Origin of the sequence: Novipirellula herctigrandis (assembly GCA_007859835.1) — a bacterium.
Taxonomy (GTDB): Bacteria; Planctomycetota; Planctomycetia; order Pirellulales; family Pirellulaceae; genus Novipirellula_A; species Novipirellula_A herctigrandis.
Map to the genome: position 1 here is coordinate 1,569,958 of SJPJ01000001.1, position 18,314 is coordinate 1,588,271.

Here is an 18,314-nt window from a genome sequence, read left to right on the forward strand (position 1 = left end):
CGTTGGTCCACGCACGTTGAACAGGGAAGCCGCTGAATGGCTCAGTGGACAAGGAATCAATTCGATGGTTCGGCAAAGGCACTTTTTTTAAAAAACTGCGTGCCTGCGACCTTTTCTCATCAAATTCCCTGAGATTGAGGTCCGTTAGCCTTACGCCTGAATCGCCAAAATATAGAATTTCGGTAACTTTCCTGACCGGAACGATCGATACAATCGTAATGATCCTCCTCAAACCCTCTGTATGACTAAAGATGCGCCATATCGCGCACACTTTTTGAAGAAGTGACGGTATTAGATAAATGACGGCCTCTCCCACCACGTCCAAGAACGTAAAAACCGTTTCCGGTATCACCGTGCGTCTCGCCGGTGACTCGGGGGATGGTATGCAACTGCTTGGCACCCAATTGACCAACACCAGTGCGTTGGCGGGAAATGATGTGGCGACTTTCCCCGATTTCCCAGCGGAAATCCGGGCTCCACGCGGGACACGGGCTGGCGTGAGCGGCTTCCAAGTCCAATTTGCTAGTGAAGAAATATTCACCCCCGGTGACCAACTCGATGCCTTGGTGGTCATGAATCCTGCTGCGATGGTCACCAATTTGGGTGATTTGCGAAAAGGCGGCATTTTGATTGCCAATGTCGACGGCTTTGTCGAAAAGGAATTCAAACTCGCCAAATTGGAAGCGAATCCGCTCGACGCGAGCGTGATTGAGGAGACCTATCGTGTCTTCAAAGTTCCGATGACGAAGTTGACCCGAACTGCGGTTGCCGAACATGGACTCAGTCAAAAAGTAGGCGATCGTTGCAAGAATTTCTTTGCGATGGGATTGGTTTATTGGCTATTCGGACGCTCGCTCGACACGACATTGCGTTTCATCGAAGACAAGTTTGGGCGTAAACCGGAAATCGCGGCAGCGAACATTGCGGCACTTCGCGCCGGATGGGCCTACGGCGAAACGACCGAAGCATTCGGCGAAAGCTTTCAAGTCGAAGCAGCAACGTTGTCGCCTGGTACCTATCGCAACATGATGGGAAATCAAGCGTTAGCTTGGGGATTGATTACGGCGTCCGAATTATGCGGTAAGGATTTGTTCTATGGAACGTATCCAATCACGCCCGCTAGTGATATTTTGCACGAGTTAGCTAAGTTCAAGAACTTTGGCGTGAGAACATTCCAAGCCGAAGATGAGATTGCCGCCATGTGCGCAACAATCGGTGCGGCATTTGGAGGCACGATGGCGGTCACCGCTAGCAGCGGACCGGGCATCGCGTTGAAAGCCGAAGGAATGGGATTGGGCATGATTTTGGAATTGCCCATGATTGTGATCAACGTCCAACGTGGCGGCCCCAGCACCGGTTTGCCAACGAAGACCGAGCAAAGCGATTTGCTACAGTGCATGTATGGCCGCAACGGCGAATCGCCTCTTCCAATCCTAGCACCTCGCTCGCCCGGCGACTGTTTTGACATTGCGGTTGAAGCGTGGCGATTAGCGACCGAATGCATGTGCCCGGTAATGATTTTGTCGGACGGGTATTTGGCCAACGGAAGCGAACCGTGGCGCATTCCGGATATCGCGTCGCTGCCAAAGATCGATATCAAACATCCCGAAGGAGCCGATGGCGACGAACCGTTCTTGCCTTACGCGCGTGACGAGCATTTGGCACGCCCTTGGGCGATCCCAGGAACACCAGAATTGATGCACCGCGTCGGTGGTTTGGAAAAGCAAGAGGGGACTGGAAACGTCAGTTACGATCCGGCGAACCATCAACACATGACCGACACTCGCGCGGCCAAGGTCAACCAAATCGCCCAACGGATTCCGGACCAAGATATCTTGGGGGAAACCAGCGGTGACGTGTTAGTCGTATCGTGGGGCGGAACGTATGGTGCTTGCCATACGGCAGTCAATAAGTGTCGCCAAGCTGGCCATTCGGTCAGCCACATGCATCTTCGATACATTCACCCAATGCCCAAGAATGTGGGCGAATTGTTGAAGGCGTTCAAGACGGTGATCGTACCTGAATTGAACATGGGCCAATTGCGGATGCTGTTACGTTCGACCTATTTGGTCGATTGCATCGGAGTGAACAAAGTGCAAGGGAAACCGTTCCATATCAGTGAGTTGGTCAATGCCATCGAGTCGCACGTTTCGGTGCCCTCGAAGTCAACCGGAAACTCGAAGTCAACCGGAAACTCGAAGCCAAACGGCAAAGCGAATGTTCAAAGTCGTGCCAGTTAATACGAAACCTTCGCTTCCCTTTCCAAACTTCCATCTTCACTCTTTGAATTTCACCCATGAATCTTCCTGTACTTAAAGCTGCTGATTTCGCTTCCGACCAAGACGTCCGATGGTGCCCTGGTTGTGGCGACTATTCAATTTTGGCTCAAATGAAAAAGGTGCTCCCCGATTTGGGCGTACCCCGTGAAAAGATCGTCTTCATCAGCGGGATCGGTTGTAGCAGCCGATTTCCGTACTACATGAACACCTACGGCATGCACAGCATCCACGGACGTGCGCCGACTTTCGCGACGGGCCTAAAATCAACGCGGCCGGATTTGATGGTTTGGGTAATCACCGGTGACGGCGACGCGTTGTCCATTGGTGGAAACCATTTCATCCACGCACTTCGCCGAAACATCGACGTCAACATTGTGCTTTTCAATAACCGGATTTACGGTTTGACCAAGGGCCAATACAGTCCGACTAGTACCGAAGGCCAGGTGACCAAGAGTACGCCAATGGGTTCGATTGATCATCCGATCAATCCGCTATCGTTGGCGTTAGCAGCCGAAGCAACGTTTGTCGCGCGGAGTATCGACGCACACGTAAAACACCTTGGCAACATGCTTCAACGTGCTTCCGAACACAAGGGGACTTCGCTCGTGGAAGTCTACCAGAACTGCAACGTCTTCAATGACGGCGCGATGGCGTACGCTCAAGAACGCAAACAACGGGCTGAAAATGTGGTCGAGCTTGAACATGGCAAGCCTTTGATTTTCGGCGAAAAAAGCGACAAGGGCGTTCGCTTGGTCGGCAGCCGATTGGAAGTGGTCAATTTGGCCGATGTGCCAGTCGACGACTTGTTGATCCATGACGAAAAAGAACCCAATCCTGCTATCCAAATGATGATGGCTCGGATGCGCTACCCTGAGATGCCGGAGCCGATCGGAGTCCTGCGAGCAGTCGAAGGGGTCGCGACATACAATGACCAAATCAACGACCAAGTCGAACAAGCGAAGATCAAGAAGGGGCCCGGAAGCCTCCAAGAACTGTTCACCACCGGCGACACATGGGAAGTTGCCTAGGAAACTGTCAGCGATCAGCTACTTGCTAATGGTTGCCAGCGTTTCACTTTCAATTGTTTACTGCTATCGGGAATTGGATTCATGCCGCGCGGAAAAATCTATTCGGACGTTTCAAAAGCCATCGGCGATACTCCGATGATCGAAATCAATCGCCTCGTCCCTAGCGGCGGAGCAGCAGTGCTTGCCAAGTGTGAATTCTTTCAGCCACTCAATAGTGTGAAAGACCGAATCGGCGTCGCAATGATTGAAGCAGGTGAGCGGGATGGAATGATAAACAAAGACACGCATATCATCGAGCCTACCAGCGGTAACACAGGGATTGCGTTAGCATTCGTTTGCGCAGCAAAAGGGTATCGGCTGACATTGACCATGCCGGAATCAATGTCCGTCGAGCGTCGAGCGCTACTGCGAGCGATGGGCGCCAACTTGGTACTCACTCAAGCCGCCGAGGGAATGAAAGGGGCGATCAATAAAGCTGCCGAGATGGTCAGCGAAGAGGCAAACGCTTACATGCCCCAGCAGTTCGAAAACCCAGCGAACCCCGCAATACACGAATTGACCACCGGTCCTGAAATTTGGATGGACAGCGGCCAACACATCGATGCCATCGTTGCGGGCGTGGGAACCGGCGGAACGATCACCGGCGTGACCCGTTTTCTGAAGAAACAAAACCCCGATTTCAAAGCATTCGCAGTCGAACCGACTCATTCACCGGTAATCAGCGGTGGCGAGCCTGGCAAACACCGCATCCAAGGCATCGGTGCTGGGTTTATCCCAAAGAACTTAGAGACATCACTGATTGATGACGTTGTCAAAGTTGACGACGAAAACGCGTTCGAATGGGGCCGACGCCTTGCCAAGGAAGAAGGCATCGTTGCAGGCATCAGCAGCGGAGCGAACATGTGGGCTGCCGCTCAAGTTGCCGCTCGCCCCGAGATGAAAGGCAAGCGAATCGTCACGGTCATGTGCAGCCTCGGTGAGCGTTATCTAAGCACTCCGCTGTTCGGCGATTTAGGTCTTTAGGATCGAATTCGCCTTGCCCCCATACTCGACACCAGCGCATGTGGGTGTCCCGCCTTGAGGCGCCGTCCGACGTCGAGCATTCCCCATACGCGGGCGGCGAAAGCCTGCACACCAGCGCAAGTGGGTGTCCAGCCTTGAGGCGCCGTCCGGCGTCGGCTTTCCCATACTCGGGCGGCGAAATCCTGAACACCAGCGCATGTTCTCAAGACACAAAAAAACCGACGGCTTTCACCGTCGGCTAATAAATGAACAGCTAGTCCCTTGGACCTACTCAACCTTCGTCGTAATCTCGAAACCAAGGTCTTCGATCATTTGACGATCCGCATCCGGTGCTTGTCCTTTGGTTGTCAAGTAATCGCCAACGAACATACTGTTAGCGACGTACAACCCGAGCGGTTGAAGCGAACGCAGGTGAATTTCACGACCACCTGAGATTCGCAGTTCCTTGTCCGGAATCACAAACCGGAACATCGCCAACGCTTTCAAGCACTTGTTGGGCGTTAGGTTCGATTTGCCTTGGAACGGTGTCCCATCGATCGACTCCAAGAAGTTCAACGGAATCGAATGAACGCCAAGTTCGCGTAGATCCATTGCCATCGAGACGATGTCATCAGACTTTTCGTCCATCCCGATGATCCCGCCGCTGCACATTTCCATGCCAGCCGCTTTGACGTGTTTGAGCGTTTGAACACGATCGGCATAAGTGTGCGTTGTGCAAACTTCGGCGTAATGCGTTTCGCTCGTGTTCAAGTTATGGTTCACTCGATTGACGCCGCATTCCTTCAACCGATCCGCTTGCTCTTTGTTAAGTAGCCCCAGGCAAGCACAAATATCGAGATCGTACTTTTGTTTGATCTCAGGCACGATTTCCTCAACCGCTTTCATTTCGCGTTCGCTTGGCCCGCGAGCGGAAATAACGAGGCAGTAGGTTTTGGCACCTTGCTCGGAAGCTTGTGCGGCCGCCTTCATCAGGTCATCGCGTTTGAGAATATTGTGCTTTGGTACCGGAGCTTCGGAAACCTTCGATTGGCTACAATAACTACAATCTTCTGGGCAAAGGCCACTCTTGGCACTCATCAAGAAGTTCATTTGCACCGTACGACCAAAGTAACGGTTGCGGATCTTAAACCCAGCTGCCAAGATAGCGGGGACGTGAGTGTCGGGCGCGTCCAGGATCGCAAGGGCCTCTTCGCGAGAGACGGGTTGTCCGTCGAGCACTTGATCCGCAAGCTGGTCGTAGCGACTCATCGGCAGCTCGGGCGAAAGTTCGGGTTCGGTTAGCGTCGCGGAGGAGTCAGTGCTTATCGACATTATAGATTGCCTTTGGCTCGAGTTTGCTTAAGCATCGCCTATTTTGGGCGAGTGATCATTGAACCAACATGGTGAACGCGAAGGGCCGAATCGACAAGCCGTCTTGAGGATGATTTTTGCCATGGGCCTATACTTAGTACGAATTGGATCGCTAGGGAGCCTATTCGTTGCTAAAGACGCCAATCTGTCCCATATGACGCTCCCACGCGGTACACGCGTGATCACGCGAACCGCCCGCGGGGTGGAATTGGCCGAAGTCGTTTCGGCCTTTTCTGACGAATCTTCGCCACTGGCAGGTGTGCCGCAAGCTGAAATTCTGCGTCCCACGACCGAACAAGACGAGCTTTTGATCCGCCGGCTCGACCGGCACCGCCGCGAGGCAGTTGAAGCATGTCGGGAAGAATTGGCCCGAGCCGGGTCAAGTGCGGTGCTGTTGGATGTGGACCAACTGTTTGATGGCGGGACCCTGGTGATGCACTTTTTGGGCGAAATCGACCCATTGGCCGAGAGCATTACCAAACAAATTACTGAGCAATACGAGCAAGTCGCCCGGACGCGTCACTTCGCCAAATTGCTTCGGGATGGATGCGGTCCCGACTGTGGAACCGTCGCAGGAATGGGCTGCGGAACCACCGGCGGATGCGTTGGATGTGCCGGAACCACCAAATGCTTCAACGGAAACACGCAGCCCTGAGGCTATCGTTTCCTTGCCGAATACAACGCCCCGGTTGGGCACGCGTCGATACACTTTTCAGCCGTTGAGCCTAACGCGTCTTCCATCGTGCCGTGAAAGGGAACCCCGACGCGGACGTCGAAGCCTCGTCCAACGAAGCTCAAGCCCAAGGCGTCTTGCGATTCGCTAGCGATTTGAATGCACAATTCACAATTAATGCATTTACCCGGTTCGTAAACGACGGATCCGGAACGATTCACTTTTACATACGCTCGTCGTTCGCTGTGGTAACGCGTCGGATCGGCTCCGTACATTGCTGCGTACGTTTCGAGCGAACAATTGCCGTGCGCGATACAACCACATTCCAAACAACGATCGGCGTGTTCGGCAGCAACTGGCAAATCAAACGGGTTCGTTTCTGGCTCTGCCAAACGATGAATCGGTTTTCCATTGGCCAAGAATTCGGGCATTTCCGATTCGGGAATTTTTCCAATCCGCGAGGAAAACGGACGTGCAATAGGCGTGATTGGCTTGCCTTGCAAGAACTCGTTGATCGTTCCAGCGGCTTCTTTTCCATCGGCCACACTTCGCACGACCAATCCTTTTCCGCGAATCGCGTTTCCGGCTGCAAAGACCTTTTCGGTTCCCGTTTCAAAAGTCCCTGCGTTAATGTCGACCCCTCGTCGACTGATCTTCAATCCCCAATCTTTCGCGTGGTCCTTAGTATCACCGCCGCTGCAAACGAGCACCGCGTCGAAATCTTGCTTCAACTCATCCAACGAAAGATCCTCGCCGATTCGCGTTTTTGGCGCAAAATCAATTCCCATTTCCAGTATCACGTCGACTTCGCCGTCGAGCACTTCCGCCGGCAGATCGACGGGAAATTCATGTCGCAATCGCCCGCCTGCTTTCTCGGCTGCCTCAAACAACTTCACCGCGTGACCTTCGCAGCGTAAATGGAACGCAGCCGCCAACCCCGTCGGCCCCGCGCCCACCACGGCAACCCGTTTGCCGGAATCGGTTTTACATTCGGGAATGAAAGGGGTCCCCGATGCCAAGTCACGGTCCGCAACCGACCGTTTCAAGTCACACACTTCGACCGGTCCATCCGCGCTGTTTCGCCGGCAACCTTTTTCGCATGGTTTCGGGCAAACGCGGCCAAGAACCGCTGGTAGAGCGATGTCCTCTTTGATCGTCGCAATCGCTGCCGCAGTATCCTCGTCACCGATTTCCCGCAACATTTTCGGGATATCCATATGTGCGGGACACGCGAAATAGCAGGGGGCCAAACAATCGCCAACGTGATCACTCAGCAACAGTTCCAAAGCGGTTCGCCGCAGTGCGTGGACCTCGGCCGTTTCGCTTTCGATCTTCATTCCATCGGCCGCGGGCATGCCACACGATGGCACGACGCGTCCGTTGTCAACCATCTTTACCAAGCACACTTGGCACGACGTCGACGCCTTGTACCCTTTCAGGTAACACAATGTTGGTACATGAATGCCAAGTTTCCGAGCGGCGTCGAGGATCGTTTCCCCGGGCTCGACTTCGACTTCGCGGCTATCAATCGTAAGTTTTGGCATGGACTATTCCACATAAACCGCGTTTTCGGGACAAACTTGTAAACAGGTGTCACAGCGGGTGCATTTATCGTTGTCGATCGTGTGAATCTTGTAAGGAGTCAGCGGGATTGCATCGACCGGGCATTCTTGGGCACAAATCGTGCATCCGGTGCACTTGCTGTTGATTTTATACTCGATCATCGCCACACACTTTCCAGCGGGGCAACGACCATCGAGGTGAGCTTCGAATTCTTCACGGAAGTATTTCAACATCGACAACACAGGATTCGGTGCTGTTTTCCCCAGCCCGCAAAGACTGCCCGCCGAGACGTCATGCGACAATCGTTCGAGTGTATCGAGGTCTCCCTTCTTGCCTTTGCCTTCGCAAAGCCGGTCCAAGATATCGAGCATTCGCCGCGTGCCGACTCGGCAAAACGTACACTTGCCGCAAGATTGATCTTGTGTGAACCGTAGGAAATATCTCGCAATATCCACCATACAGTCGTCTTCGTCCAAGACCACCAAACCGCCACTGCCCATGATCGCGCCGACTTCGGCGAGCGATTCATAATCGATGGATGTATCGGCGAGCGACGCCGGGACGCATCCGCCCGAAGGTCCGCCGACTTGGACTGCTTTGAGCTTCTTGCCGTTCGCCACGCCTCCACCGACATCGTCGATCACTTGCCGCATGGTGATCCCCATCGGCACTTCGATCAAACCACCACGCGACACCTTGCCTGCCAAAGCGAATACTTTGGTCCCTTTGCTCTTTTCGGTCCCAAGGGCAGCGAACGCATCGGATCCATTTCGCATGATCCACGGAACCAACGCATAGGTTTCGACGTTGTTGATCAGAGTCGGTTGTTTCCAAAGTCCCAACTCTGCGGGGTAAGGTGGACGCAAATGGGGCATACCGCGTTCGCCCTGCATCGACGCGAGCAATGCCGTTTCTTCCCCACAAACAAATGCACCGGCGCCTTCCATGATTCCAAGTTTGAGCGAAAAATCGCTACCCAGAATATTCTCGCCGAGAATCCCGTCCTGTTCACAAATTTTGATCGCTTCGCGAATCCGCTTGACCGCCAATGGATACTCGGCTCGGACATAGAAGTAACCTTCGTTGGAACCGACCGCCATCGCCGCGATCGCCATCCCTTCGATGATTCGATAGGGGAACGATTCGAGCAGCATACGATCCATGAACGCACCGGGATCGCCTTCGTCACCGTTACAAATAATGTATTTCTTCTCGCCTCGGCTTTGATCGATGGCAACTTCACGAACCTTTTGCCATTTAATGCCGGACGGGAATCCCGCACCACCGCGGCCTCGAAGGCCACTGTTTTGAACTTCTTCGATGATCTTCATCGGATCACCGATCTCGATGCACTTTTTCAAACCGGCAAAGCCATCGTGGCGTTTATACTCTTCCAAATTCATCGGATCAATTTGGCCGCAGTATTCCGTCGCCAGATGCTTCTGTGGCCCCAAGAACGCGCACACACTGCCTTCACGTGGATTGATCGATTTTTGGATCGTCGGCTCATCCTCGTCGTCGCTAAGAAATCGATCGAGGAATTTTTCGGCAGAGTAGCTGATCCGCCGCATAAGGCTTTTCGGTTTAAAATGTTTCATCACCAACGATTCGACATCGTCGGCTTGAACCTTCGCGTAAAGACTCGTCTCTCCGCTTTTGGGAACAATCTCTACCAGTGGCGTTTGGTGACACATCCCTACACAACCGACTCGTTTCACGTCGGCACACGCTCCCGATTGGGCGATCACCGATTCGATAGCACTTCGCACCTTGTCGCTGCCCTGTGCGACACAACATGACCCCATGCCGATGCGTATTTCGCCAATCGATTCACCGCTGCGGTGGGCCGTAATGGCCGCAGGCTTTGCAGGCCGAATAGCCTGAGCGGAAAAGTCGTGCAACATCTCAGGGACTTTCTTAGGGGTGAGTCCCCCGTACGTAAGCTCGTCGATTTGGACGACCGGGGCGAGCGTACAACACCCCAGACAAGCGACCGATTGAACGGTGAACTTCCCGTCGCGATCGGTGTCCTCCCCTTTGGCAATCTTCAATTCTTGGCGAATCGAATCCATCACCAATTGAGCCCCCTTCACATGACACGCGGTGCCCAGGCAAACATGGATCAAATGTTCGCCAACCGGTTCGTGCCGAAATTGCGTATAGAAACTCGAAACCCCTTCGATCGACGCGGGGGTGATATCGGTGTGAGCACAAACGTGCCGGAGAGCAGTTTGGGGCAGGTACCTGTAATGCTGCTGGATCTGCTGAAGAATCGGGATCACCGCCTCCGGCCCCCGACCGATTCGCTCGATCGCGTCGTCAACAAAATTGAGGTCAATGGTATCCATAGAGGAGCTAATATCAGGTGGGCGGCAATGTGAAGAGAGGAGCTTCGGGGGGCAAGCCTCCCTTGAGGCTTAGCCCTATCTTACCCGGGTAGTGCAGATTGCGTCGAGTGGCAAAGCGTCGCAGTTGCTCCGTCATTCACGTTCACTGCAAATGCTGTTCTCGACCTTTCCCAGCGACCGTCGAATAACGCAAAAACATCCTCTCAACGCGGAAAACGACGCTGTCAAAGCGGTGCGAAAGAGCCCAAATCGCGATCATCAAACCCTGTCCACCATCGCCGTGACGGTGGCAACCGAATCACCACTCGTAATCTCGCTGGTTGGCGATTATTATTTGCGTCATGGAAAAAACAAATATTGCTATCGTTGGACTTGGAACCGTTGGCACCGGTGTCGCTCGCCTCCTTCTTGATCACGGAGACCGTACAGCGCGTCATGCCGGTCGGACGATGTGGCTGAAAAAAGTGGTCGATCGCGACTTAGGAAAGCACCGTGAAGTCGATTTACCGGAAGGCGTTCTGACCGATTCACTTGACGACGTAATCAATGATCCCGAGATCGAAGTCGTTGCCCAATTGATCGGTGGCCTCGAACCAGCTCGAACGATCATGTTGAGCCTGCTCGAAGCGGGCAAAAACATCGTCACGGCCAACAAAGCACTGCTAGCCGAACACGGTGCAGAGTTGTTCACTCGGGCCCGCGAGCTAGGCCGAACGATTGCATTCGAAGCATCCGTCGCAGGTGGCGTTCCGATCATTGCCAACATCAGCCAATGCTTGTCGGCCAATCAAATCCTGTCGCTCGAAGGGATCCTGAATGGCACGAGCAACTTTATCGTTACGCAAATGGACGAAAAAGACGCTCCCTATGACGATGTCGTCCGCCGCGCCCAAGAACTCGGTTATGCCGAAGCGAATCCGGCGATGGATGTCGATGGAACCGACGTGGCCCAAAAACTCGCGATCCTCGCTCACCTTGCCTTTGGTGCCACGGTCAATTGGGCTGAGATTCCTCGCGTGGGTATCGATGGGCTCGATCCCGACGATCTGCAATACAGCCGCCAACTTGGTTACCGAATCAAGCTACTAGCGTTGGCGAAACTCGCAGACGATGGCCTCGAACTTTCGGTTGGTCCGACACTGGTTCGCATCGGCACCCCGCTTGCCGAAGTTCGCGATGCGTTTAACGCCATTCGAGTTATCGGCGATGCAGTCGGCCCCGTGTTCTATCATGGTCTCGGGGCTGGCCAAAACCCAACCGCTTCGGCGGTTGTCGCCGACTTGATCGATACGGCGGTGGGTCGAACGCGGTTGACGTTCCAAACGCTCGAATATTTTTCGATCGACAATCCGCCACGCGTCAAATTGCGTGATGCCGCGACGCTGCTCGGGCGTTACTATTTCCGTTTAAGCGTTGCCAACCATCCCGGCACGCTGGCCGCGATCACCGCGGTGCTATCGAAACACAGTATTTCGATTGCATCGGTTATTCAACATGAACCGGATGATGGGACAGAGCATGCTGATACCGTTCCGCTGGTGATCATGACCCACGCAGCAGCCGAAGGGGCGGCCAAAGCCGCGACGAAAGAAATCGAAGCACTTGCGGCCGTTAACGGTCCGGTTGTACGGCTTAGAGTGAAGGATTGACCGCCAACTGCGAATCGTTGGACATTCGTGTTGGTGTCCATGGATTGGTTATTTTCATAACGCGGTTTTAGGGGCTAACTTCTCCGGTAGAGAAAGCCGTAAAGGCTTCCCACATGAACAGCCAATCATCGAACTCTACGCGAGTTCGTCTACCAACACCGGTCGTACATGATCCAAGTACAGCACCTCACGAAACACTACGAAGACTTACATCGAGGCACATTTGCGGCCGTCGATGGTGTCTCGTTCACGGTCGGATCTGGTGAAATCTTTGGCCTACTCGGTCCCAATGGAGCGGGCAAAACGACGGTCCTTCGCATCCTTAGCACGGTGCTAAGCCCAACATCGGGCATCGCCAACGTCGCCGGACACGACGTCGTCAACGATCCCGCCGAAGTTCGCCGACGGATCGGGTTCGTCAGCAATAACACCGCGATGTATGACCGGATGACCGCCTGGGAAATGGTTGAGTACTTCGGCCGTCTACATGGCATGACGCCGGCCACCCTGAGCGAACGCATTGAAACCTTGTTCACGCAATTGCGAATGAACGATTTCCGTGACGTTCCTGGCGGAAAAATGTCGACCGGTATGAAACAAAAAGTCTCGATCGCTCGAGCGATGGTTCATGATCCACCTGTGCTCATTTTCGACGAAGCCACGCTAGGACTCGACGTGATGGTCGCACGGAATTTGTTGTCCGTGATCCGCGACCTGCGAGATTGCGGCAAGTGCTTGATTTTTTCAACGCACATCATGAGCGAGGTCGAAAAACTGTGCGACCGAATCGCGATCATGCACCAAGGCCGGATTTTGGATTCCGGTACACTCGAAGCACTTCGTGGTCGCCACGGCGAACAAGATTTTGAAGAACTATTTTTTGGTTTGCTAAGCAAGCACGAACAAGGTGAGCTACGTTCACACGGCTCCGAACTTAATGAGCGCGGAGTGATATCATGAAACAATGGGCCATCGAGCGCATCGAATCCGCAAAAGAAAAACGGTTAGCGGCAAAAATGGCTGGCAAGCCTCGGATGTCAGCCGTGTGGCTGATTTTCATGCGAGAAATGCGTGACCAACTTCGCGATCGCCGTACGTTGTTTACCATCGCCGTCTTGCCGATGCTGCTGTATCCGCTGGTTGGCACACTGCTATTACAAATCGTCCAATTCACTCACCAGCATTCGGCGAGTGTTTGTGTCATCGGCACCGAAAACCTTCGAGATGCTCCGCCGCTCGTCGGCGAAGATTGCTTCGACGAAACGTTTTCGTCCGACGCAGAACAACTTAGGGTCGTCACGTACGCGTGGAAAGACATTATCACGACCCAAACCGTCGAAGACCGCGCAACCGAATGGGTGCGCACCGGTGCATTCGATTGTGTCGTGTTGGTACCCCCGTCGTTCGCTAGTTCCCCCGACCGCCTGCATGATTCCGAAGCATCCGTCCGGGTCTTGTACAACGTCGCCTCGGACCAATCGATGGTTGCGCGGCAACGCGTTTCAACTTTGTTAGGCGAATGGCGCAGCGGATGGATACGCGATCGCCTGAGTCGGTCGGGAATTGATGTCGACGCGATTGAGCCATTCAAAATGGCCGATATCGATATCGCCCCCGAACGAACACGCGAAGCCGCGTTGTGGAGCAAATTGCTGCCGTTCATCATGCTGATCTGGGCGATGACCGGCGCGTTCTATCCGGCTATCGATTTGGTGGCTGGCGAAAAAGAACGCGGAACCCTTGAAACACTCCTTTGCTCACCAGCCCTTCGTTCGGAAATCGTGCTAGGGAAATTGGCAACCGTTACCTCGTTTAGCATGATGACGGCAATTCTGAATGCCACGAGTATGCTGATCACGAGTTCGTTCGTGTTCAGCCACATCGGTTTGGGAGCGGCCGAAAACTCATTCGGAGCACCACCGATCATACCAATGTTATGGTTGTTGGTGGCACTCGTTCCCCTGTCGGCTTTGTTCAGTGCATTGGCATTGGCAGTGGCCGCGATGGCACGCAGCAGTAAAGAAGGCCAATACTATTTGATGCCGTTGATGATGGTAACGTTGCCGCTCGTGATGTTGCCGATGTTGCCAGGCACGACCTTGACGACCGGGACCAGTTTGATTCCCGTAACGGGCATGTTTTTGATGGTCCGTGCCTTGGTTGAAGGCCAATACGCGCTCGCCCTTTGGCATTTTCCGCTGGTGGCCATCGTTATGGTCGCGTGCTTAATGATGGCGGCAAAATGGGCACACCGACAATTCGAGGACGAATCGGTGTTGTTCGGAGACAGCGACCAATGGGAGCTTCGAAATTGGGTCCGTCACTTGTGGCGCGATCGCCAATTGGTAGCGACTCCGGCGCAAGGCGTCGCATGCGGGGCGATCATTTTGGTCGCACTATTTTTCGGCAAACTTGCTGTCACGGAAATGCCCGGCGATTTCCGAGGAATCGCAAAGCTTATCCTAATGCCACAAATCGGGATGATCCTGGCACCGACACTGTTGATGGCGACGGTGTTAACGACCTCCCTGCGAACGAGTCTTCGCATTCGAATGCCGCATTGGCCAACGTTGCCATTGGCGGTTTTGCTGGGGATTGCATTGCATCCGCTTTACGTTTCGATGGCATCGTGGATCACTTACATGTACCCCGTCAGCGAACAAGCTGCTGCTGCGATGAAGCCGTTCGCGGAACACCTCCGCAGTGCGCCGCTAATGTCGGTGTTGTTCCTGATGGCGCTGTTACCGGCCGTATGCGAAGAGTTGGCATTTCGCGGTTTCATTTTCGGCGGACTCAATCGCGAAAACAGCTTCACTCGCAACCGCACTGCGATGAGAGCAATCTTGGTCTCCGCAGTCATGTTCGGCATTTCTCACGGCGTACTTCAACAATCACTTGCAGCAACCGTGATGGGACTGCTACTAGGTGTGCTCGCTTGGAAAACCGGCTCCGTGTTGCCATGCATTTTGTTGCACTTCACCAACAATGCGTTATCCGTCTCGTTGGAAACGATTGCAACCAGCAATTGGGGTGGTGCCGCAATGATGTTCCGAATGACAAGCGAAGGGCCTGAGTACCAACCACTATGGGTACTCGGCAGCGGGATCATCGCCCTGATATTGTTCTGGTGGTTCGCAACGCTCCGGTCGAAACCGGTTGAAGCTGCAATCGAGCGATTCGATACCGATACGCCTCTTGTTGATCCGTCGGCCCGCTTGACCGGTTGTTAGTGCAATCGAGTGTTTGAGTTGCATTTTCGTCGCCTCTAAATCGCGTTTCACCCACGTCGCGAACTGCAAAGCGATAGGCGACATGCAAAGATTTGCCTTGACATGAATGCGGATTCACAGTAGTTGTGAAGAGTGGTCATTTTGAACCAATCCGGAAAAACATTCGCGGAGGAGGCAAGTATGAATCCGAACGAAGACTCTTCTAACAAGGGCTCGGCTGAAAAAAGCTCGACCATCGAACGTTTTCTGACTGGAATTAGCGAGTGTATTTTTCAGTCCGAACTTGGCGTCGCCGACGTCCAACTCGTTGACTACCTCAGCGGGATGCTGCTGCGGTTCGTCCGAACCGAATCGATGCATCGCGTGCGCCGCCCAAATGGACAACCGGCAACCGAGGTGTTTCAAATGGTGCTCGAAGCTGATCGCCGGATTGGACTAGCTCGCCGCGAAGTCCACCGCCACATCGGCGACTTCACGCTGTTCTGGTCTGGAATGTACCCGGAAAGTTTGCGACGCATTAAACCTTCGGAATCCGCAGACGGCTTTGTCAATTATTGCCAACAAGGCAAACGAGCCTACGCGATCGCAGCAGAGATTGAAGGTGGCGAGGAGCGGCCTCCGTCTGACTTGCTTCGCCGACTCAGCGAACAATTTGAATTGTGCGCCTACGGTCTACGAGAAGTCCGCCGCGAATGGGAAGAAGGCGACAAAGGGAACGATCTACTTTTGTCCTAAGCGTTGGCTTTCACGCTATCGGATCCCCGGATATCCTGAGGTGATGCTTCAGCACCACCTCAAATTCCGCAGTTTCAAACTCTTCTACCAAGACCTCGACGCAGCCGAGTCGATGATTCGGCAAATCGAGGAGTTCCCGTCATTCTTTACTCCCGTCGGTGACTCCCCGCTGATCGTCGATTGCGGAGCGAATATTGGCGTTTCGATGTTGGAATGGAAAACGCGTTGGCCACAATCTCAGGTACTTTGCTTCGAACCGGATCCATTCGCCTTTGCGGCGCTCGAACAAAACGTTGACGTGAACGACATACCCGGCGTCCGCTGTATTAATGCAGCGCTCTCGGACACCGACGGCAAAACCACTTTGTATGGCGACATTTGCGCCGGTGGCGATGCACGAGGCAATTCGATCGAACCGGTGTGGGGAAACCGCTCGGTCGACGGAGTCCGTGGTTCAGGGAAACAAACGACCGTTAACTGCACGCGGCTTTCAACTCATCTAGCCAGTAAAAAAATTGCGTTTTTAAAATTGGATATCGAGGGCGTCGAGCAGAGTGTGTTGACGGAGATCAATGATTTGCTTGGCAACATCGATGCGATCTATGCCGAAGTTCACGAAACCAATGAGACAATCGAAACGAATTCCGCAGTAGCAATTGAAAGTCAACTTCGTGCGGCGGGCTTCCAAGTTGAATCGGAATCTCGTTTCGATGAGCACGCGTTGCCGGCACACCTCGATGCGTGGCGACGTGAAGTCGGGGCGAGACAGGTCCAATTACTTGCATGGCGTTAGTTCGACAGTGACCCCATGTCGCGATCCGCTCATCCAAAATTGCGGCTGAACATGCAGCTGCGGCGGTGCAAAAGCCAACTTCGACTCGGTTTGCATCAAAGAACGTGGATGCGAGAATCTCCAATTTTTTTCGACGCGCGGTTGCAAGCTCAACGAAGTCAACATTAACATGACGTTGGCAGTCGACACTGCAAAACATAACCCTGACAATGCCCGTGAGCTACTGTAGAGCAAGACAATGAGCAAAAAGGAATCTCAGATAGAAGATGACGAGGAGTATCTTCCGCATTCGCTCATGGACGTTAATCCGTGGAAAAAGAATCACGGCAATGTTCTGTTGGCGTTCTTCTTGACGACGACGTTATGCGGATTTGCAGTGCTCATTTATCATAACACGCGGTTCACTCCGCCCCGCTTTCCAAATATCAACTCGTTAACCCCAGCCACACCGGGGCCTGACAATACAGCGAAGGCGGATGAGTCGACGGAGACCGTAATCGAATCTGCCCCCAAACAAGATCCGTCTGAACAAGATGCGTCTGAACAAGATGCGTCTGAGCAAGATGTGTCTGAGCAAGATGCGTCTGAGCAAGATCCGTCTGAACAAGATGCGTCTGAGCAGGCTGCGTCTGAGCAAGATCCGTCTGAACAAGATGCGTCTGAGCAGGCTGCGTCTGAGCAGGCTGCACCCGAATAGTGTCCCCCTTGCTGTGGTGCCACAATCGACACTAGGCATGGTGCATCCTGGCCCCGCATCGGTAACAGTAATGCGCATCGACGGGGTGACCGGTCGCTTCACAAACATCGCACATGAAATCCGGCTCCTTACCGACCGCTTTGCCCCCCAGGATTTCCGCGCTAACGAATCCGGTCGGCACAATGATCAGGCTGTAACCTAGCAAGATCAATGCGGCGGAAATCATTTTGCCGATCACCGTTTTGGGAACCACATCGCCATAGCCGACCGTGGTCATCGTGACCGTCGCCCAATACATCGCTTGGGGGATCGACGTGAAGTCGCTTTCAGTATCGTTTTTCTTTTGTTCGTCGACATTGGTCATCAAGGTTTCGACGTGATACATCAGCGAACCGCTGATTGTCACCGCGACCAAGACGACAGTTAAAAAGACGACGATTTTATTGCGTGCACGCCAAATAGCAGTCGACAATTCGTCCGCTTCGTTCATCATCCGCCACAGTTTCATCACGCGAAAAACACGCAACAATCGAACACTGCGGAGGATCATTAGTGATCGCGATGAGTCGCCGATAAAGAAGGCCAAATAGCTTGGCAAGACGCTAAACAGGTCAATGATGCCCCAAAAACTTAACGCATAGCGGAACGAATGTCGCGAACAAATCAGCCGCAACACATATTCGATCGAAAAGAGAATCGTTAAAAACCATTCTCCATTTTTGATCCATACCGCATCCTCGTATCCTTCAACTGTCTCGAGGGAAAACAACACGATGCTGGTGATGATCGCGACCAACAACCCGATATCGAAACCATATCCCGCGGGCGTGTCCGCTTCGAAGATGACGTCGTACATCTGTTGACGCCACGGCGGCCCTTCCGGACGCTGATTTTGTCGACGGCGTTCCGCAGCGGGTGTTGGTTTCGATGGTGTCATGTGGCAAAC

At 53.6% G+C, this 18,314-nt stretch carries 14 protein-coding genes; 10 read left to right on the plus strand and 4 right to left on the minus strand.

The window, feature by feature from the left end; genetic code table 11:
- Positions 1 to 299: 299 nt before the first annotated feature.
- The 3 genes from CA13_RS05605 to cysK all read left to right on the plus strand — a co-directional run bounded on the left by CA13_RS05605 (position 300) and on the right by cysK (position 4,330).
- Positions 300 to 2,240, plus strand: a complete 1,941-nt coding sequence (locus CA13_RS05605) for a 2-oxoacid:acceptor oxidoreductase subunit alpha (protein ID WP_146394983.1) — start codon at positions 300 to 302, stop codon at positions 2,238 to 2,240.
- 56 nt (positions 2,241 to 2,296) lie between these two features.
- On the plus strand, positions 2,297 to 3,307 hold the full coding sequence (locus tag CA13_RS05610; protein ID WP_146394984.1) for a 2-oxoacid:ferredoxin oxidoreductase subunit beta: 1,011 nt from the start codon (positions 2,297 to 2,299) through the stop codon (positions 3,305 to 3,307).
- 81 nt (positions 3,308 to 3,388) lie between these two features.
- The gene (gene cysK / locus CA13_RS05615; protein ID WP_146394985.1) at positions 3,389 to 4,330 is read left to right on the plus strand and encodes a cysteine synthase A; all 942 of its coding nucleotides are present in this window, start codon (positions 3,389 to 3,391) and stop codon (positions 4,328 to 4,330) included.
- A 267-nt stretch (positions 4,331 to 4,597) separates the two neighbouring features.
- Here cysK and bioB read toward each other — a convergent pair whose 3' ends face one another.
- Positions 4,598 to 5,641 (minus strand): biotin synthase BioB, encoded by a 1,044-nt coding sequence (gene bioB, locus CA13_RS05620; RefSeq protein ID WP_146394986.1) that lies wholly within the window; start codon positions 5,639 to 5,641, stop codon positions 4,598 to 4,600.
- 121 nt (positions 5,642 to 5,762) lie between these two features.
- Here bioB and CA13_RS05625 point away from each other — a divergent pair, with 121 nt between their 5' ends.
- The gene (locus CA13_RS05625) at positions 5,763 to 6,335 is read left to right on the plus strand and encodes a hypothetical protein (RefSeq protein ID WP_146394987.1); all 573 of its coding nucleotides are present in this window, start codon (positions 5,763 to 5,765) and stop codon (positions 6,333 to 6,335) included.
- A 2-nt stretch (positions 6,336 to 6,337) separates the two neighbouring features.
- Here CA13_RS05625 and CA13_RS05630 read toward each other — a convergent pair whose 3' ends face one another.
- Both CA13_RS05630 and CA13_RS05635 read right to left on the minus strand, forming a co-directional pair.
- Positions 6,338 to 7,897 carry a 2Fe-2S iron-sulfur cluster-binding protein gene (locus CA13_RS05630; RefSeq protein ID WP_146394988.1) on the minus strand — a complete coding sequence of 520 codons (1,560 nt, stop codon included), beginning with the start codon at positions 7,895 to 7,897 and terminating at the stop codon, positions 6,338 to 6,340.
- Positions 7,898 to 7,900: 3 nt separating this feature from the next.
- The gene (locus tag CA13_RS05635; protein ID WP_146394989.1) at positions 7,901 to 10,264 is read right to left on the minus strand and encodes an NAD(P)H-dependent oxidoreductase subunit E; all 2,364 of its coding nucleotides are present in this window, start codon (positions 10,262 to 10,264) and stop codon (positions 7,901 to 7,903) included.
- A gap of 341 nt (positions 10,265 to 10,605) precedes the next feature.
- Here CA13_RS05635 and CA13_RS05640 point away from each other — a divergent pair, with 341 nt between their 5' ends.
- The 6 genes from CA13_RS05640 to CA13_RS05665 all read left to right on the plus strand — a co-directional run bounded on the left by CA13_RS05640 (position 10,606) and on the right by CA13_RS05665 (position 17,368).
- Entirely contained in the window at positions 10,606 to 11,913 is a 1,308-nt protein-coding gene (locus CA13_RS05640; RefSeq protein WP_146394990.1) for a homoserine dehydrogenase, read from the plus strand.
- A gap of 168 nt (positions 11,914 to 12,081) precedes the next feature.
- A complete protein-coding gene (locus tag CA13_RS05645) occupies positions 12,082 to 12,873 on the plus strand; it encodes an ATP-binding cassette domain-containing protein (RefSeq protein ID WP_146394991.1) in 792 nt (263 codons plus the stop codon).
- Complete coding sequence (locus CA13_RS05650; RefSeq protein ID WP_146394992.1) at positions 12,870 to 15,143, plus strand: ABC transporter permease subunit/CPBP intramembrane protease; 2,274 nt, start codon at positions 12,870 to 12,872, stop codon at positions 15,141 to 15,143. Before CA13_RS05645 ends, CA13_RS05650 begins: the two co-directional genes overlap by 4 nt.
- A 180-nt stretch (positions 15,144 to 15,323) precedes the next feature.
- The gene (locus CA13_RS05655; protein ID WP_146394993.1) at positions 15,324 to 15,878 is read left to right on the plus strand and encodes a hypothetical protein; all 555 of its coding nucleotides are present in this window, start codon (positions 15,324 to 15,326) and stop codon (positions 15,876 to 15,878) included.
- A 43-nt stretch (positions 15,879 to 15,921) separates the two neighbouring features.
- Positions 15,922 to 16,671, plus strand: a complete 750-nt coding sequence (locus tag CA13_RS05660) for an FkbM family methyltransferase (RefSeq protein ID WP_419195085.1) — start codon at positions 15,922 to 15,924, stop codon at positions 16,669 to 16,671.
- A 238-nt stretch (positions 16,672 to 16,909) separates the two neighbouring features.
- Entirely contained in the window at positions 16,910 to 17,368 is a 459-nt protein-coding gene (locus CA13_RS05665) for a hypothetical protein (RefSeq protein WP_146394995.1), read from the plus strand.
- 31 nt (positions 17,369 to 17,399) lie between these two features.
- Here the strand turns inward: CA13_RS05665 and CA13_RS05670 are convergent, their stop codons facing one another.
- On the minus strand, positions 17,400 to 18,305 hold the full coding sequence (locus CA13_RS05670) for an ion transporter (RefSeq protein WP_146394996.1): 906 nt from the start codon (positions 18,303 to 18,305) through the stop codon (positions 17,400 to 17,402).
- Positions 18,306 to 18,314 lie beyond the last annotated feature (9 nt).

Bases quoted from the DNA above. Each gene is read 5' to 3' on its own strand.
- CA13_RS05635 (WP_146394989.1), bottom strand. From the start codon at position 10,264: ATGGATACCATTGACCTCAATTTTGTTGACGACGCGATCGAGCGAATC.
- CA13_RS05610 (WP_146394984.1), top strand. From the start codon at position 2,297: ATGAATCTTCCTGTACTTAAAGCTGCTGATTTCGCTTCCGACCAAGAC.
- CA13_RS05660 (WP_419195085.1), top strand. From the start codon at position 15,922: ATGCTTCAGCACCACCTCAAATTCCGCAGTTTCAAACTCTTCTACCAA.
- bioB (WP_146394986.1), bottom strand. From the start codon at position 5,641: ATGTCGATAAGCACTGACTCCTCCGCGACGCTAACCGAACCCGAACTT.
- CA13_RS05605 (WP_146394983.1), top strand. From the start codon at position 300: ATGACGGCCTCTCCCACCACGTCCAAGAACGTAAAAACCGTTTCCGGT.
- CA13_RS05640 (WP_146394990.1), top strand. From the start codon at position 10,606: ATGGAAAAAACAAATATTGCTATCGTTGGACTTGGAACCGTTGGCACC.
- CA13_RS05645 (WP_146394991.1), top strand. From the start codon at position 12,082: ATGATCCAAGTACAGCACCTCACGAAACACTACGAAGACTTACATCGA.
- CA13_RS05650 (WP_146394992.1), top strand. From the start codon at position 12,870: ATGAAACAATGGGCCATCGAGCGCATCGAATCCGCAAAAGAAAAACGG.
- CA13_RS05630 (WP_146394988.1), bottom strand. From the start codon at position 7,897: ATGCCAAAACTTACGATTGATAGCCGCGAAGTCGAAGTCGAGCCCGGG.
- CA13_RS05665 (WP_146394995.1), top strand. From the start codon at position 16,910: ATGAGCAAAAAGGAATCTCAGATAGAAGATGACGAGGAGTATCTTCCG.
- cysK (WP_146394985.1), top strand. From the start codon at position 3,389: ATGCCGCGCGGAAAAATCTATTCGGACGTTTCAAAAGCCATCGGCGAT.
- CA13_RS05625 (WP_146394987.1), top strand. From the start codon at position 5,763: ATGGGCCTATACTTAGTACGAATTGGATCGCTAGGGAGCCTATTCGTT.
- CA13_RS05655 (WP_146394993.1), top strand. From the start codon at position 15,324: ATGAATCCGAACGAAGACTCTTCTAACAAGGGCTCGGCTGAAAAAAGC.
- CA13_RS05670 (WP_146394996.1), bottom strand. From the start codon at position 18,305: ATGACACCATCGAAACCAACACCCGCTGCGGAACGCCGTCGACAAAAT.